Below are 15,445 nucleotides of genomic sequence, written 5' to 3' on the forward strand. Positions count from 1 at the left end.
TTATCGAGAACCATCCCGCTAATGTTTATGATAACTATTATCAATAGTAAGTTGGCTCTTGGGATTTTCTGGCTTGCATCTGTGGTGGTGCGGCAACACCGCGTCGCTATGATCGGCGATACCGGTCGATGTGAGGAAGCGGCATGAATGGACAGACGATAGCGGTGCAGATCGCCGCCGCGGGCGACGATGCGTGGTTTGCCAAGCGTACGGACCGTCGGTTGCGACTCCGGAACACGATCCCGGGCGAATTCAACGACGTCGACGGCGAACCGCCGGTCGGGATGGCCTGGCGGACGATCGTGATCGAAGCACAACCCGGCGCGCGCAGCCGGCAAGCCATCGCCTTGCCGCTTGGCACCGACATCGAGCAGTTCACCGACGAGGCACTGTTCGAGCTATTCGTTCAGGTGGCACCGCCAGGTGCACGGCAGGTGATCGCCTCACTCCGCAAGGTCAAGCTTCCCGCCGCGACCGGTGCCTCTTAAGGTCAGGGTCCAGGGGATCATCGGCATACCGGGCAATAATCGGGATGGACGACCGCCAAACTGGACGAACGGAAGTTTTCAACGGCGTCGGCCGTGTTAGCTTGCCCATAGAGACGCGCGTCGATCGATGAAGCGTCCACGGCGCCCCGCCCGGATACGAGAGTGTCGCACGGACGGGCGGGGCGCTTCTCCCTAGTAACGCTCAGACTTCGTCGGGGCCGAAGCCAAGCGCTCGGGTTAGCGTGGCGCGCGCGCGCGTGCAGCGTTCCCAAAGTCGCGGATCGCCGAGGTCATCAGAGCCGATCGCCTCCGGCCATTCGCGGGCGACGACGTCTTCGATCCGGGTGCAGATCGTTTCGTCGAGCAGGAACCGGGGATCGATCGACGCCAGCGCGTCCTCGTCGACCTGGACGCGCAACCGCAGGCAGGCGGGGCCGCCGCCGTTGCGCATCGATTCCCGGACATCGACCACTTCAAGCCGGCGGATCGGACCGCCATCCGCGATCTGCTCGGTCAACCACGTCCATACCGCGGCATCCTCCCGCGCTTCGGCTGGAAGCACGAGGGTCATCGTACCGTCAGTCGCAGTGACGAGTTGCGAGTTGAACAGATAGGTCCCGATAGCGGTCTTCAGGCTGACCCTGTCGGCGGGCACGGCTAGGATCACCACGTCCGGCACGAGCCGGTGCAGGTCGCTATAGAACGCCTGCGGGTCGGCGAAGGCATGCTCGTGGGTGAAGAGAACGTGCCCGTTAGCGACCGCGACGACGTCGTTGTGGAATGCACCGGCTGCGATCGCGGCGTCGCTTTGCCGGACCATCAGCGTGCGCGCGGGATCGAGGCCGTGGCGACGCGCGACCGCTTCGCTTGCGGTGCGTGACTGGCGAGACGGGAAGCCGCCGGCGTGTCCCTCACCATAGACGAAGATCTCGACGCCACTGCCGCCCGCTTGCTGCACGATCCGCATGAAGTTCGCCGCGCCTTCGTCGCCGAAGGCAGCGGGGACGGGAGCATGGACGCGGAAGAAGCGCGCATCGCCAAACGCGAGCCGCAGCTGACGCTCGGTCTGTCCACACTCGCTCGCGCGATGCGGCATGGTCGACAGGTTCGCCACCGAGATATGGCAAAGCCCATTGGCGGTGTCGGGGGCGGGCGATACCGTCCCGGCATTCGCGGTCCACATCGCCGACGCGGAGAAGGCGTTGGCGACTAGCGCTCGGTCGGCGTTCCAGGCCGAGGCAAGCACCTCGGCATCGCTGCCGACAAAGCCCAGCGCGCGGAGCCAGTCGATATTCGGGCGGACGTGTGGGAGAAAGAGGCCCTGCCTGAATCCCAACGCGATCAGCCGGCGCATCTTCACGACGCCCTGGAGCGCGGCAAGCCGAGGCGCCGACACGGCACCCGCATTGTTCGCCGACGCCAGATTGCCGATCGAGAGCCCCGCGTAATTGTGCGTCGGGCCGACCAGCCCGTCGAAATTGACCTCGATCACGACAATCCTCTCCCGTACTGTCCGCGTCATACGACTGAACAGTAGCGCGTCGGACCGCGATCACGCCAGCCGGCGCGCTGAGAAATCAGACGATTTGCGCAAGCGTCACAGCCGGGCCCGCGACGGCGGAGATCGCAGCGTAGGATGCAAAATGTTCGGGGAAAGCAGGGCTGAACCCCGAAAAATCGGCAATGGTCGGGGCGATAGGATTCGAACCTACGACCCCTGGACCCCGAGACCAGTGCGCTACCAGACTGCGCCACGCCCCGACAACATTGCCGGTGAGCGCCCTAGCCGCGACATCTCGAACGTTCAAGACAAATATCCTGCTACGATCGATTGGAAGAGCTCGTAGCGGGAAGCTGCACCGGGATGGCGGTTCTTTTATCGGGGCCGGCCGGTAACCTGGATCAAGCCTGCACATCGAGAACTCGTTTTGCCGCCGAAACGGATTGTGCGGCGATTGTCCGGGGTATCGCAAGAGCGCAGCGTCGTTGGAACGCGGATTGCCGATACGAAACAGCCGCCGCGTTTTCTCGAAACTCCAGGAGAGCAGACATGCCTAGCGAACAGGAAATCAACGACATCGTCGCCCGCGTTTCGGCGCAGGTGCTGCGCGAAGTGAAAAGCAGCGAGCAAGTGTTCCGGATCGGCGACCTCAGCACGCATGTGATCGACCTCGGCAAGGGCGGCGATGCGGCCTGGACGATTTCGTACAGCACCGCGGCCGCAACGCTCGACGGCGGGACGCGCATCCGCACGCTCGACGAGGTCGCATGGACGATCAGCTACAGCACCTCGAAGCCGACGCTTACCGAGCGCGGTATCGAACAGAAGAACTAGGGCGATGGACGGGAAGATCTGGCGCGGGGTTCAGTCCCTGCTGGACGCCTATGTCCGGATCGCCGGCGGCGACACCGCGGTCATCCTCTATACGAGCGATAGCCAACGGTCCGCCGCCCTAGTCTGCGCCGCGCTCGAGATGCGCGCCATCCCCACGATACGCGTGTGGATGGCGCCGCTCGTCGACGAGACGTTCGAGGAGAGGCTCATTGCGGTCTTGCCCGCGGTCGATGCGTTCGCGGGGCGGCTGATCCTGTTGTCGTTCGAACGCGATACCTTTTCGCATACCGGCGCGCTGACCCGCGCGTTGTCGGTATATCCGCCGGAACGCCTGCGGATATACCGCTCGATCAGCGCCAGCGACAGCCTGTTCGCGGATGCTCTGCTCGCGACCCCCGACGAACTTTCGCGACGCAACGTCGCGATCCTCGAACGGTTGACGCGCGCGTCGCACCTGCGGATCACGACGCGGGGCGGCGCCGATCTTGAGGTCACGCTTGATGCCAGGCACCGCTGGATCAGCAACCGCGGCCGTGCGCGCGAGGGCGGCACGGTGATCCTGCCGGCGGGTGAGGTTGCGACATTTCCAGCGGAGATTTCGGGCATTCACGTCGCGGACTTCGCCTATAACGTGAACGCGATCACCGAAGACGACGTGCGGCTGGAGACCTTTCCGGTAACGATCGAAATTGAAGGCGGGCGGGTCGTCGCGCATCGCTGCGAGGATCCGCGGACGATGCGGTTCCTCGACTCTGCATTGACCACGCATTGCGCCTACAATGTCGGCGAGCTTGGTTTCGGCACGAACTTCGGCATCGGTGAGCCGATCGCGATGAATTCGCACATCAACGAGCGTCGGCCAGGCGTCCATATCGGGCTCGGCCAGCATAACCAGGACCCGGGCGTGGTCGGCTATCAATGTGCGATCCACCTCGACCTTATCGCGCGCGGCGGGATCGTCGAGGTCGACGGGAGCGGTGATGTCATCGATCTCGAGCATCTGTTGCCGTCGGACGCACCGCATCCCGAAAGCACGCGCGACGAAGACGTGTTTTCGCCCGACACGTTGCAGATCGAGGACGGCGACTGCTGCGGGTTGTTGTCGGACGGCGTGCTCACGCCGTGCCCTGCGCCACTGGTCGCGGCATGAACTACTGGACCGCAGCGCCAGACATCGTCGACGCGTTCGTGCAGCCGGGTGGGCATGGAGGCGCCAGTATCCCGCTCGAACTGATGCTGCGTACGCTGACCGCGGTGTTGCCCGAGCGGCCATTGCGCTTGGTCGATCTCGGGGGTGGCGACGCAACGCTGGCGGTTCGGCTGGCGATGGCGGGGCATGAGGTCGTGGTCCAGGATATCGACCCGCAGATGATCGCGCTCGGCGAGCAGCGACTCGCGCGCGGCCCCGGCGCGATCCGCGACCGGGTCCGGCTGATCTGCGCGGATGGCGCGACGATGGCGGCGGACCAGGCGGAAGTCGCCGATCTCGTCTGCTGCCATAGCGTCTTGATGTACGAGGATGATCCCGCGCCGCTGGTCCGCACCGCGGTCGCGCTGTGCAAGACGGGCGGTCTCGTGTCGATCGTAGCGATCAACCCGGCGGCGGCGGCGATGCGATCGGGACTGGCGCAGCGGTGGGCCGAGGCGCGCATCGCGCTGGAGACGGGCAGCGACGCGCATGGTCCCTATGCCGCGAGTCGTAATCATACGCGTGCAACGGTCGAGGGGCTGCTGAGCGAGGCGGGTGCCGGGATCGTCGAATGGTCGGGTATCGGCATCTTTACCGATCACCACACTGGCCCGATCTTGGCGGACGAACCCGAGGACGTGTTGCGCGCCGAATGGCTGGCGGGCCGGCTGGACCCGTATCGGCAGGTCGCGCGCTGCTATCATCTCATCGCGCGCAAGCTTTAGGTCGGCCGTCTATCCCCCGCGCGGCGTCGCTGCTAGGAGCGCGCCATGACTCCGCTCGACCGCATCCGCAATTTTTCCATCATCGCCCATATCGACCATGGCAAGTCGACGCTCGCCGACCGGCTGATCCAGGAAACTGGCGGCCTCACCGCGCGCGAAATGTCCGAGCAGGTGCTCGACAACATGGACATCGAGAAGGAGCGCGGGATCACGATCAAGGCGCAGACCGTGCGCCTTGCGTATCACGCGAAGGACGGCCTCGATTACGTCCTCAACCTGATGGACACGCCGGGCCATGTCGACTTCGCCTATGAGGTGAGCCGCAGCCTGGCCGCGTGCGAAGGCGCGCTCCTGGTGGTCGATGCCGCGCAGGGCGTCGAGGCGCAGACGCTCGCGAACGTGTACCAGTCGATCGAGCACGACCACGAGATCGTGCCGGTGATCAACAAAATCGACCTTCCAGCCGCCGAGCCCGAGAAGGTCCGCAAGGAAATCGAGGACGTGATCGGCATCGACGCGTCCGAGGCGGTGCTCGCGTCGGCGAAGTCCGGGATCGGCATCGTCGAGATCCTCGAGGCGATCGTCACCAAGATCCCGCCACCCAGCGGCGACCCGGAGGCGCCGCTGAAGGCGATGCTGGTCGACAGCTGGTACGACCCGTATCTCGGCGTCGTTATCCTGGTGCGCGTGATCGATGGCGTCCTGAAAAAGGGCCAGCAGATCAAGTTCATGCAGACCGGCACGATGCATCTGGTCGACCGGGTCGGTTGTTTCCGCCCGAAAATCGAGCAGCTGACTGAGCTCGGCACCGGCGAGATGGGCTTCATCACCGCGCAGATCAAAGAGGTCGCGCAGACGCGCGTCGGCGACACGATCACCGATGCCAAGCGGCCTGCGCTCGAAGCGCTCGCGGGCTTCAAGGAAGTCCAGCCGGTCGTGTTCTGCGGGATGTTCCCGGTCGATGCCGCCGAGTTCGAGAAGCTGCGCGAGAGCATCAGTAAGCTGCGGCTGAACGATGCGAGCTTCTCGTTCGAGATGGAGACGTCGGCGGCATTGGGCTTCGGCTTCCGCTGCGGGTTCCTCGGGCTGCTGCATCTGGAGATCATCCAGGAGCGGCTGACGCGCGAATATGATCTGGACCTGATCACCACCGCGCCGTCCGTCGTCTATGAGATCGAACTGACCCACCCCGATCCGTCCGGCACGACGCATATCGAGCTGCACAACCCCGCCGACATGCCCGAGCCGAACAAGATCGCGACGATCAGCGAACCGTGGATCGAGGCGACGATCTATGTTCCCGACGAGTATCTCGGCAGCGTCCTGAAGCTCTGTCAGGACCGCCGCGGCATCCAGAAGAACCTGACCTATGTTGGCGGTCGCGCGCAGGCGACCTACGAACTGCCGCTGAACGAGGTCGTGTTCGATTTCTACGATCGGCTGAAGTCGATGTCGAAGGGATATGCGAGCTTCGATTATCACCAGATCGGCTACCGCGAGGGCGACCTCGTCAAGATGGGTATCCTGGTCAACGAGGAGCCAGTCGACGCGCTCAGCATGATCGTCCACCGCGGCACCGCCGAAGTGCGCGGCCGGGGCATGGTCGAGCGGCTCAAGGAACTGATTCCGCGCCATCTGTTCAAGATTCCGATCCAGGCGGCGATCGGCGGCAAGGTGATCGCGCGCGAGACGATCAGCGCGATGCGCAAGGACGTGACCGCGAAGTGTTACGGTGGCGACGCGAGCCGCAAGAAGAAGCTTCTGGAAAAGCAGAAGAAGGGCAAGCTGAAGATGCGCGAATATGGTTCGGTCAGCATCCCTCAGGAGGCGTTCATTGCCGCGCTGAGGATGGGCGACGACGCCTGAGACCAAGCTCTGCTTGGACGAGGATAAGCGTCGAGCCGGACGGCGACCGGCCGAGCTTGTCTTCGGTCGTGTCGTCCGACGACGCGGCTTTGCCGCGGCGCGGCTACGTTGCATTCGGCAGCGATAGGCGTAGGCTCGCGTGATGGCGCAAGTCTCATCCAAACCCTTCGAGTCCGGGTCCTCGATCTCGGCAGAAGCTTATGATCGCTGGATACGCGAAAAGGTCGCGCGGTCGTTGGCAGATCCTCGTCCATCGATTTCACACGAAGATGCCGTCGCCGCAATGAGATCGGTTTTAGCCCCCACCGATCGATCAGGCGGAGATCGCTGAAGCTCATCTGGCGCCCTGAGGCGGTCGAAGATGCCACTACAATTCTCGATTATGTCGCCGATCGAAATAGGGACGCAGCCGAGCGGCTGTCGACATCGATCGCGGCATGCGCTGACCGTCTTGCCGATCACCCATTCATGTACCGACCAGGCAGGGCTGACGGTACGCGCGAAGCTGTCGTGCACCCCAACTATCTTCTCATCTATCGAGTCGTGCCGGGCATGATCGAGATCGTCAACGTCGTGCATGCGCGCCGGGATTATCCGTGATCTCTGTAACCAACTGTCATCATACCAACACAATCCCCGCCTAACCGCCGGATCGGGGAGTGAGCGTCGCGAGGCGTCGTCGAGCCGTCCGGGGAGGGCGGTCGAGGACAAGCCGCGACGTTGTATTTTTGGGATGTGCGGTCGGTCGTCAGGGACGGCGCCGCATTATTGGGGAATAGAATTTTGAAGATTTCGGTCGTTAAGTCGGCGCTGATGCTTAGCGTCGCGTTCGGTTCGGTGCTGGCTGGTTCGGCGGCGTTCGCGCAGGATGCGGTGCCCGTCCAGGAGCAGGCTGCTCCGGCGGACGGTCTCGGCGATATCGTCGTTACCGCGGAGCGTCGTTCGGAAAACCTCCAGAAGGTGCCGCTGTCGGTTGGCGTCGCATCGGGCGATGCATTGCGCGCCTATACCGCAGGCGGCGACGACACGTTGCTCGCTCTGTCGGGCCGCGTCCCCGGCCTGTACGTCGAATCGACGACCGGCCGCATCTTCCCGCGTTTTTACATCCGCGGTCTCGGCAACATCGATTTCTACCTTGGCGCATCGCAGCCGGTCACGATCATCCAGGACGACGTGATCCTCGAGCATGTCGTGCTGAAGTCGAACCCGGTGTTCGACGTCCGCCAGGTCGAAGTGCTGCGCGGTCCGCAGGGCTCGCTGTTCGGTCGCAACACCACCGCCGGCATCATCAAGTTCGATACCAACAAGCCGACCAACGACTTCGACAGCCGTGCTTCGGCGTCGGTCGGTTCGTACAATAGCGTCAGCCTCGATGCCGGTGTGGGTGGCCCGCTGATCAAGGACCTCCTGGCCATCCGCCTGTCGACTTTGATCCAGCACCGCGAGAACTATGTCGACAACCGGTTCGCGGGTGTCAGTGCCGACAATACCGCGACGCCGCGCAAGGACGCGATGGGCGGCTTCGACGATCGCAACGTCCGCGTGCAGCTTGCGCTGACGCCGGGCGAGCGTTTCACGCTGGACCTGTCGGGCCACGCCCGCTGGTATGACGGCACCTCGACGTTGTTCCACCGCGGTGCCCTCAAGAAGGGCTCGAACGACGTATCGGCCGAGCCGCGCAACGTGGTCTCGTACGACGAGGGGAACGACAACCCGCAGAGCTACAACACCTATGGTGGTTCGGCCCGCGGGACCTACGACTTTGGTCCCGCCGCGCTGACCTCGATCACCGCGTACGAGACGACCTCGGGGTTCAGCCGCGGCGACACCGATGGCGGTGCGGGCGCGAACTTCCCGGTCGGCGGCATCGCGAACGGCTTCGGGCAGTCGCAGGGCCAGATCCGCGATCTCGATCAGTGGTCACAGGAAGTCCGGCTTGCAGGCACCCCCGGCGGTCGCTTCAATTGGCAGGTCGGCGGCCTGTATTTCGATACGCGCGACATCACCGATTTCTATCAGCGCGGGTTCTTCCTGACGACGGCCGCGCGCAACCCCAACAACTGGGTACGCCTGCACGACGTCAACACGTCCTGGGCGGGCTTCGGGCAGGTCAGCTATGAGCTGGTCGACAAGCTGACGCTGACCGTCGGCGGTCGCGTCACCGAGGACAAGAAGCGCACGCAGCTTCTGAAGACGGCGGACCAAGCCGATGGTAGCGTAACGTATCGCGGCCGCCGCGACGTGACGTTGAAGGCGACCAAGCCAAGCTGGGACGCGAGCCTGTTGTATCAGGCGAGCCCCGACGTCAGCCTCTACACGCGCGTCGCCGAGGGCTTCCGCGGGCCGACGATCCAGGGTCGCTCGGCCGTGTTCAACTCCGACTTCACGACCGCCAAGTCGGAGACGATCCTGTCGTGGGAGGGTGGCGTCAAGAGCCGCCTGCTGAACAACACGCTGAGCCTGAACGCCACGGTCTTCGCCTACCGTGTCAAGGACATCCAGCTCAACGGCAACGACGTGAACGGCAACGGCGTGCTGTTCAACGCCGACAAGGCCGACGCATACGGCATGGAAGCCGAGGCGAACTGGAAGCCGGTGCCGAACCTGACGCTCGGCGCGGGGCTCAGCCTGTTGCACAGCAAGATTCGCGACAAGAACGTCTATGCGCAGGTCTGCATCCTGAACGGCGTCGTGGTCTGCACGGTCGAGGATCCGACGATCAAGGTCGGCGCCAACACGTTCGCGCAGATCAATGGCAACCCACTGCCGAACGCGCCCGAGTATAACGTCGACCTCAACGCGCGCTATGACCAGCCGCTCGGCAATGGCGGTCGCGCGTTCATCGCGGGCGACTTCAACATCCAGGGCTACACGCAGTTCGTGCTGTACAAGACCAAGGAGTTCACCGCGAACGGCAACTTCGAGGGTGGCCTGAAGATCGGCTACGCCGCGCCCGACGATGCGTATGAGCTGGCCGTGTTCGCGCGTAACATAACCGGCGAGAAGAACCTCAAGGGCGTGATCGAGAACTACATGGCGGCGGTGTTCAACGAGCCGCGGATCATCGGCGTATCGCTCAGCGGCAAGTTCCGTTGATCTGACTTCGCCCCTCCCGCATGCGGGAGGGGTAGGGGGTGGGCTCGCGCCATCACCGGACGCAACGCTGAAGCAAGCAGGGTGCCCACCCCACGGTCCCCTTCCGCGTGCGGGAGGGGATGCAGGGATTACGGGTTCATCCCACCGCAGCGTGACGGATTTTTCAGCAGCGTCCGCCGGAACCGCGCTGTAGCGGCCTAAAATAGAAATTTGCCGTTTTCCTTCCGTCGGTTGATACTCCCCCTCATGTCGCTCAATCCTGTCTTCTATGATGCAAGCGGCCGTCGTCGGCGGCGGTTCACCTTTGGCGTCGCGGCGTTCGTCGCGCTGCTGCTGCTATCGATCGCGATGTTCGCCGTTTCGATCGGTGCGGTGCCCACCGCGCCGCTGCTGCCGATCGAGCCCGAGCACCCCGCGCTCCACAAGCTGCCCGCGCCGCGCGGTGGCATCCTTCGCGAAACGCGGCGCGACCTGAATTACTATGCCAAGCAGCTGTTCGGCACGAGCGCGGCGAAGCCCGGTGTCGGCAACGGCGCCAACCCGGCACTTGCGATCGCCTTTCACGCGCCGTGGGACGAGGCGAGCACCGCCAGCCTCGCGCGGCATGTCGAACAGCTCGACTGGCTGATCCCCGGCTGGGTCTCGATCACCGGCAAGGATCACCACATCACCGTGTTCCGCGACCAGGCAGGTCGCGATATCCTCAACAAGGCGGTCCACCGGCCAGTGATCCTGCCGATGGTGCAGAACGCTGTCGACGGGAACTGGGACGGCGCGGGCAGCGCGGCACTGTTCGCCGATCCGAAGGCACGCGCGGCCTTCCTCGACAAGCTCGTGCCGTTCCTGGCCGCCAACCGCGCCGGCGGCGTGTTCTACGATTTCGAGGATCTGCCCGCGTCGGCACAGCCCAAATACCGCGCGTTCCTCGCCGAGACGCGCGCGCGGTTCGCGAGCCGCGGCTGGGTAGTCGCGATCGCCGCGCCGGTCGCCAACCCCGACTGGAACCTGCCCGCCTATGCCAAGGTGACCGACAAGATCTTCCTGATGGCGTATGACGAGCACGAAACGAGCGGTGCGCCAGGGCCGATCGCATCGCAGCGCTGGTTCGCGCACATGGTGGCCGATGCGGCACGTGGCATCCCCCCCGCCAAGCTGGTCGTGGCGATCGGCTCCTATGCCTATGACTGGCATGCGGGGGCCGATGCCGGCAACGGCGATGCGCTCGATGTCGAGGAAGCGTGGCAGAACGCAGCGGACTCGGGCACGGTGCCGACCTTCGACAAGACCAGTGGCAACAGCAGCTTCGCCTATTCCGAGGGTGGCGTGAAGCATCAGGTGTGGCTGCTCGATGCGGCGTCGGCGTACAATCAGATCGCGTTCCTGCAAAAGGCTGGCCTCGGTAGCGTCGCGCTCTGGCGTCTCGGGTCGGAGGATCCCGGGCTCTGGTCGATCTGGGGTCGCGATCATCGCAAGCTGCCGATCCCCGATTCGATCGACAAGATGCCGGCCGGCACCAATGTCGATATCGAGGGCAGCGGCGAAATCCTCAAGATCGCCGCCGAGCCGGTCACCGGCATTCGCGATGCGGTGCCGGCGAAGGACGGCACGATCGCCGACGTGAACTTCACGCGGATGCCGTCGCCCTATGTCGTGGTGCGAACCGGCTATCGTCCGAAACAACTCGCGCTGACCTTCGACGACGGGCCCGATCCCGAATGGACGCCGCAGATCCTCGACGTCCTCAAGCGCGAGCATGCGCCGGCGACGTTCTTCGTGATCGGCGAGAATGCGCTGACCGAACGCCCTCTTCTCGAGCGCATGGTCAACGAAGGCCATGAGATCGGCAGCCACACGTACACGCACCCCAACCTCGCCAACGTCTCGCAGCGGCAGGTGAAGTACGAGTTGAACACTACGCAGCGGCTGTTCCAGGCGTTCACCGGGCGGTCGTTGCGGCTGTTCCGCGCGCCCTATTTCGGCGATGCCGAGCCGAGCACCGCGGACGAAATCCTGCCTGCGCTCGAAGCACAGAAGCGCGGCTATATCTCGGTCGGCCTCCACGTCGATCCCGACGACTGGAAGCGCCCCGGCGTGCGGGCGATCATCGACCGGACCATCGCCGGCGTCGAGGCGGGCAATCCCGAGCGCAGCGGCAACATCATCCTTCTCCACGACGCCGGTGGCAACCGCGCTGAGACCGTCGCCGCGCTGCCGATCATCATCGAGCGGCTGCGGGCGATGGGCTACAGCTTCGTCCCCGTGTCGACGCTTGCCGGGCTGTCGCGCAACCAGTCGATGCCGGTCATCTCGTCGAGCGACCGCGTCGCCGCTGTCGCCGACCTCGCACTGTTCAGCACGCTCGGCGGCATCGTCGTTGCGCTCCGCTGGATCTTCGGAATCGCGATCACGATCGGCATCCTCCGCGCGCTCGCCTTGTCTGCGCTCGCGCTTATCCAGGCGCGGCGCGAACTGAAGACGGTGTTCCCGGCGATCGATCCGTCGCGGTTCGTGACGGTGATGATTCCCGCGTTCAACGAGGAGCGCGTGATCGTGCGCGCCGTGGAGGGCGTGCTGGCGTCGAAGGACGTCTCGATCGAGGTGATCGTGATCGATGACGGGTCGAGCGACGGCACCAGTCGCGTCGTCGCCGAAGCGTTCGCCGGCGACGACCGCGTCCGCCTGCTGACGCTGGAGAACGGCGGCAAGGCGCGCGCGCTCAACCGCGGGCTCGAACTGGCACGCGGCGAGATCGTGATCGCGCTCGACGCCGATACGCAGTTCGAACCGATGACGATCGCCCGCCTTGCGCGGTGGTTCGTCGATCCCGAACTGGGCGCGGTCGCGGGTAATGCGAAGGTCGGCAACCGCGTCAATCTGATCACCAAATGGCAGGCGCTCGAGTACATCACCGCGCAGAATCTCGAACGGCGTGCGCTCGCGCGGCTGAACGCGATGACCGTCGTGCCGGGTGCGGTCGGCGCGTGGCGGCTCGAGGCGATCCGCAGCGTCGGCGGCTATCCCGACGACACGCTCGCCGAGGACCAGGACCTTACGATCGCAATCCAGCGGCATGGCTGGACCGTCCAGTACGACCAGTTTGCGATTGCCTGGACCGAGGCGCCAGAGACGATGCGCGCGCTTGCCAAGCAGCGGTTCCGCTGGGCGTTCGGGACGTTGCAGTGTCTCTACAAGCACCGCTCGGCGATCGGCCGGTCGCACCCGCGCGGGCTCGGCTGGGTCGGCTTGCCGCAGGCGATCGTGTTCCAGATCATCCTGGCGTCGATCTCACCGATCATCGACCTCGCGCTGCTGGTCAGCTTCGCCTCGACCTATCTGTCGGTGCAGGCGCATGGCTGGGAGCAGACCAGCCACGACGTCTATACGATGCTCGCCTACTGGCTGATCTTCACCGCGATCGACCTGTTAGCCGCGACGATCGCGTTCGCGCTGGAGCGGAAGGAACGATGGCGGTTGCTGTGGCTGCTGATCCCGCAGCGGATCGGCTATCGTCAGGTGATGTATTACGTCGTGCTGAAGGCGATTGCGCAGGCGTTGCGTGGACCTTTGGTCGGCTGGGGCAAGCTGGCGCGAACCGGGCGGGTCACGGCGAACTAACGCGCAACGCATTGCCGCGCGCGACGTTACCGTGTCTGCTGGCGTTCGCCGGTCGAAATTATGGGGTCTCTGTATGCGGTATCTGATGGCGGCACTGGCAATCCCGGTGGGCCTTGCGAGCGGCACCGCATATGCGCAACGTGCACCGCTCGTGCTGGCGGCCGCATCGCTGCAGGAATCGCTGACCGCCGCGGCCGATGCCTGGGCCAAGAATGGCCATATCAAGCCGACCATCTCCTTCGCCGCATCATCGGCTTTGGCCCGGCAAGTCGAATCCGGTGCGCCCGCCGATCTGTTCGTCTCCGCCGACGAAGACTGGATGAACGAGCTCGCGAAGAAGAACCTGATCGTCGCATCGACCCGCGTGACGTTCCTCGGCAATCGCCTCGTCGTCGCCGCCCCCGCGGGCAGCAAGGTCCGGATACCGGTGCGCCCGCCCGCGGCACTCGCGCGCGTGCTGACTGCTGGGCCGCTGGCGATGGCGGACACAGCGGTGCCCGCGGGTAAATACGGGCAGGCGTCGCTGGAGAAGCTCGGCGTTTGGGCGCAGGTCTCGCCGAAGGTGGTGCGCGCTGAGAATGTTCGGGCGACGCTGGCCCTGGTCGAGCGCGGCGCGGCACCGCTCGGGATCGTCTATGCGACCGATGCGAAGGCGTCCGCCAAGGTCCGCATCGCGGGTGTCTTCCCCGAAAACACGCATCCCGCGATCACCTACCCGGTCGCGCGATTGAAGGCCTCGACCAATCCCGATGCCGAGGCGTTCCGGCGATTCCTCGTTTCGCGCGAGGGCAAGGCGATCTTCGTGCGCTACGGGTTCTCCGCGCGCTAGATGCTTGACGCGGCCGAATGGGGGATCGTCGCGCTCTCGCTGAAGGTCGGCGGCGTGGCGATGCTGGTGACCCTGCCGGTCGCTTTCGCGCTGGCCTGGCTGCTCGCGCGCGTCCGCTTCCCGGGCAAGGTGATCGTCGATGCGGCGATCCATCTGCCGCTGGTGGTGCCGCCTGTGGTGACCGGCTGGCTGCTACTGCTCGCGTTCGGACCGAATGGCCCGATCGGCGCGTGGCTCCAGGACTGGTTCGGGATCACCGTGCTGTTCCGCTGGACCGGCGCGGCGATCGCGGCGGGGGTGATGGCGTTGCCGCTGATGGTGCGCGCGATGCGGATCTCGATCGAAGCGGTCGACCGGCGGCTGGAGAATGCCGCGCGGACGCTGGGCGCGGGGCCCTGGCGTGTGTTCTGGACGCTCACGCTGCCGCTCAGCATCCCCGGCGTGCTGGCCGGCGCGGTGCTCGGCTTCGCGCGATCGATCGGCGAGTTCGGCGCGACGATCACCTTCGTGTCCAACGTCCCGGGTGAAACGCAGACCTTGCCGCTGGCGATCTACTCCGCATTGCAACAGCCGGGGGCGAACGCGATGGTGTGGCGATTGTCATGCGTGTCCGTGGGCTTGTCGCTCGTTGCTCTGATCGCCTCGGAACTGCTGACGCGGCGCGCTGGACGGGGGCTTCATGTCCTTTGAAATCGATGTCGAGAAGCGGCTCGGCGATACGCGGGTATCGCTGACGCTCGACGCAGGCGGGGGGGCTACCGTGCTGTTCGGTCCCTCGGGCGTCGGCAAGTCGAGCGTCCTGAACATGGTCGCCGGACTGCTCCGGCCCGATCGCGGACGGATCGCCGTCGACAGCGAGACGCTGTTCGGCGACGGCATCGACGTGCCTCCCGAACGCCGCCGCGCGGGTTATGTCTTCCAGGAAGCGCGGCTGTTCCCGCACATGCGCGTCCGCGCGAACCTGCTCTACGGCGTACGCGGCGAGGCGGAGCGGTTCGAGGACATCGTCGGCTTTCTCGGCATCGGCCATCTGCTCGAACGCTGGCCCCGCACGCTGTCGGGCGGGGAAGCACAGCGGGTGGCGATCGGTCGCGCGCTACTCAGCCGGCCTCGCTTCCTGCTGCTCGACGAGCCGCTGTCGTCGCTCGATCGCGCGCGGCGGGAAGAGATCATGCTGGCGATCGAGCATGTCCGCGACGTGCTCAAGCTGCCGATCCTGATGGTCACGCACGACCCCGAGGAAGCCGAGCGGATCGGAAACCGGGTCGTGCGGATGTAGCGTGTTCCCCCGCCGAGGCGGGA

General features: G+C 65.1%; 13 protein-coding genes and 1 tRNA gene. 12 read left to right on the forward strand and 2 right to left on the reverse strand.

All coding sequences use genetic code 11. The features are described 5' to 3' along the window. The first annotated feature begins 143 nt into the window (after nucleotides 1-143). Nucleotides 144-488, forward strand: coding sequence for a hypothetical protein (locus ASF09_RS06490; protein ID WP_060525440.1), 345 nt, complete (start codon nucleotides 144-146; stop codon nucleotides 486-488). A 202-nt stretch (nucleotides 489-690) separates the two neighbouring features. Here the strand turns inward: ASF09_RS06490 and ASF09_RS06495 are convergent, their stop codons facing one another. Continuing rightward, nucleotides 691-1,986, reverse strand: coding sequence for an N-succinylarginine dihydrolase (locus ASF09_RS06495; RefSeq protein WP_060525712.1), 1,296 nt, complete (start codon nucleotides 1,984-1,986; stop codon nucleotides 691-693). A gap of 186 nt (nucleotides 1,987-2,172) precedes the next feature. Further along, nucleotides 2,173-2,249: transfer RNA gene (locus ASF09_RS06500), tRNA-Pro, on the reverse strand. Between the two features lie 289 nt (nucleotides 2,250-2,538). Between ASF09_RS06500 and ASF09_RS20575 the strand changes: the two genes are divergently transcribed. The 11 genes from ASF09_RS20575 to ASF09_RS06550 all read left to right on the forward strand — a co-directional run bounded on the left by ASF09_RS20575 (nucleotide 2,539) and on the right by ASF09_RS06550 (nucleotide 15,422). Further along, nucleotides 2,539-2,823 (forward strand): hypothetical protein, encoded by a 285-nt coding sequence (locus ASF09_RS20575; RefSeq protein WP_060525441.1) that lies wholly within the window; start codon nucleotides 2,539-2,541, stop codon nucleotides 2,821-2,823. Between the two features lie 4 nt (nucleotides 2,824-2,827). After that, a complete protein-coding gene (locus ASF09_RS20225) occupies nucleotides 2,828-3,973 on the forward strand; it encodes an aminopeptidase (RefSeq protein ID WP_060525442.1) in 1,146 nt (381 codons plus the stop codon). After that, nucleotides 3,970-4,737, forward strand: a complete 768-nt coding sequence (locus ASF09_RS06515) for a class I SAM-dependent methyltransferase (RefSeq protein ID WP_156359242.1) — start codon at nucleotides 3,970-3,972, stop codon at nucleotides 4,735-4,737. The genes ASF09_RS20225 and ASF09_RS06515 overlap by 4 nt, the downstream gene beginning before the upstream one ends. Nucleotides 4,738-4,782: 45 nt before the next feature. Then, nucleotides 4,783-6,603, forward strand: coding sequence for a translation elongation factor 4 (gene lepA, locus ASF09_RS06520; RefSeq protein WP_056049136.1), 1,821 nt, complete (start codon nucleotides 4,783-4,785; stop codon nucleotides 6,601-6,603). A 142-nt stretch (nucleotides 6,604-6,745) separates the two neighbouring features. After that, the gene (gene relB / locus ASF09_RS21120) at nucleotides 6,746-6,934 is read left to right on the forward strand and encodes a type II toxin-antitoxin system RelB family antitoxin (protein ID WP_082444115.1); all 189 of its coding nucleotides are present in this window, start codon (nucleotides 6,746-6,748) and stop codon (nucleotides 6,932-6,934) included. Nucleotides 6,935-6,939: 5 nt separating this feature from the next. Beyond that, nucleotides 6,940-7,203 (forward strand): type II toxin-antitoxin system RelE/ParE family toxin, encoded by a 264-nt coding sequence (locus ASF09_RS06525; protein WP_268795618.1) that lies wholly within the window; start codon nucleotides 6,940-6,942, stop codon nucleotides 7,201-7,203. Nucleotides 7,204-7,416: 213 nt separating this feature from the next. Beyond that, the gene (locus tag ASF09_RS06530; protein WP_082444161.1) at nucleotides 7,417-9,699 is read left to right on the forward strand and encodes a TonB-dependent receptor; all 2,283 of its coding nucleotides are present in this window, start codon (nucleotides 7,417-7,419) and stop codon (nucleotides 9,697-9,699) included. Nucleotides 9,700-9,945: 246 nt separating this feature from the next. Next, on the forward strand, nucleotides 9,946-13,314 hold the full coding sequence (locus tag ASF09_RS06535; RefSeq protein ID WP_060525445.1) for a polysaccharide deacetylase family protein: 3,369 nt from the start codon (nucleotides 9,946-9,948) through the stop codon (nucleotides 13,312-13,314). An 85-nt stretch (nucleotides 13,315-13,399) separates the two neighbouring features. Next, nucleotides 13,400-14,143 carry a molybdate ABC transporter substrate-binding protein gene (modA, locus tag ASF09_RS06540; RefSeq protein WP_235529687.1) on the forward strand — a complete coding sequence of 248 codons (744 nt, stop codon included), beginning with the start codon at nucleotides 13,400-13,402 and terminating at the stop codon, nucleotides 14,141-14,143. Beyond that, nucleotides 14,144-14,833: a molybdate ABC transporter permease subunit gene (modB, locus tag ASF09_RS06545; RefSeq protein WP_060525447.1), complete on the forward strand. Its 690-nt coding sequence runs from the start codon at nucleotides 14,144-14,146 to the stop codon at nucleotides 14,831-14,833. It begins immediately after the preceding gene. Next, a complete protein-coding gene (locus tag ASF09_RS06550) occupies nucleotides 14,823-15,422 on the forward strand; it encodes an ATP-binding cassette domain-containing protein (RefSeq protein WP_060525448.1) in 600 nt (199 codons plus the stop codon). Before modB ends, ASF09_RS06550 begins: the two co-directional genes overlap by 11 nt. Nucleotides 15,423-15,445 lie beyond the last annotated feature (23 nt).

Origin of the sequence: Sphingomonas sp. Leaf242, from assembly GCF_001422045.1 — a bacterium.
Classification (GTDB): domain Bacteria; phylum Pseudomonadota; class Alphaproteobacteria; order Sphingomonadales; family Sphingomonadaceae; genus Sphingomonas.

What these genes read in the sequence shown, in the direction of transcription:
- ASF09_RS20225 (WP_060525442.1), top strand. Translation starts at nt 2,828, where the DNA reads ATGGACGGGAAGATCTGGCGCGGGGTTCAGTCCCTGCTGGACGCCTAT.
- modB (WP_060525447.1), top strand. Translation starts at nt 14,144, where the DNA reads ATGCTTGACGCGGCCGAATGGGGGATCGTCGCGCTCTCGCTGAAGGTC.
- ASF09_RS06530 (WP_082444161.1), top strand. Translation starts at nt 7,417, where the DNA reads ATGCTTAGCGTCGCGTTCGGTTCGGTGCTGGCTGGTTCGGCGGCGTTC.
- lepA (WP_056049136.1), top strand. Translation starts at nt 4,783, where the DNA reads ATGACTCCGCTCGACCGCATCCGCAATTTTTCCATCATCGCCCATATC.
- ASF09_RS06550 (WP_060525448.1), top strand. Translation starts at nt 14,823, where the DNA reads ATGTCCTTTGAAATCGATGTCGAGAAGCGGCTCGGCGATACGCGGGTA.
- ASF09_RS06515 (WP_156359242.1), top strand. Translation starts at nt 3,970, where the DNA reads ATGAACTACTGGACCGCAGCGCCAGACATCGTCGACGCGTTCGTGCAG.
- ASF09_RS20575 (WP_060525441.1), top strand. Translation starts at nt 2,539, where the DNA reads ATGCCTAGCGAACAGGAAATCAACGACATCGTCGCCCGCGTTTCGGCG.
- relB (WP_082444115.1), top strand. Translation starts at nt 6,746, where the DNA reads ATGGCGCAAGTCTCATCCAAACCCTTCGAGTCCGGGTCCTCGATCTCG.
- ASF09_RS06490 (WP_060525440.1), top strand. Translation starts at nt 144, where the DNA reads ATGAATGGACAGACGATAGCGGTGCAGATCGCCGCCGCGGGCGACGAT.
- ASF09_RS06535 (WP_060525445.1), top strand. Translation starts at nt 9,946, where the DNA reads ATGTCGCTCAATCCTGTCTTCTATGATGCAAGCGGCCGTCGTCGGCGG.
- modA (WP_235529687.1), top strand. Translation starts at nt 13,400, where the DNA reads ATGGCGGCACTGGCAATCCCGGTGGGCCTTGCGAGCGGCACCGCATAT.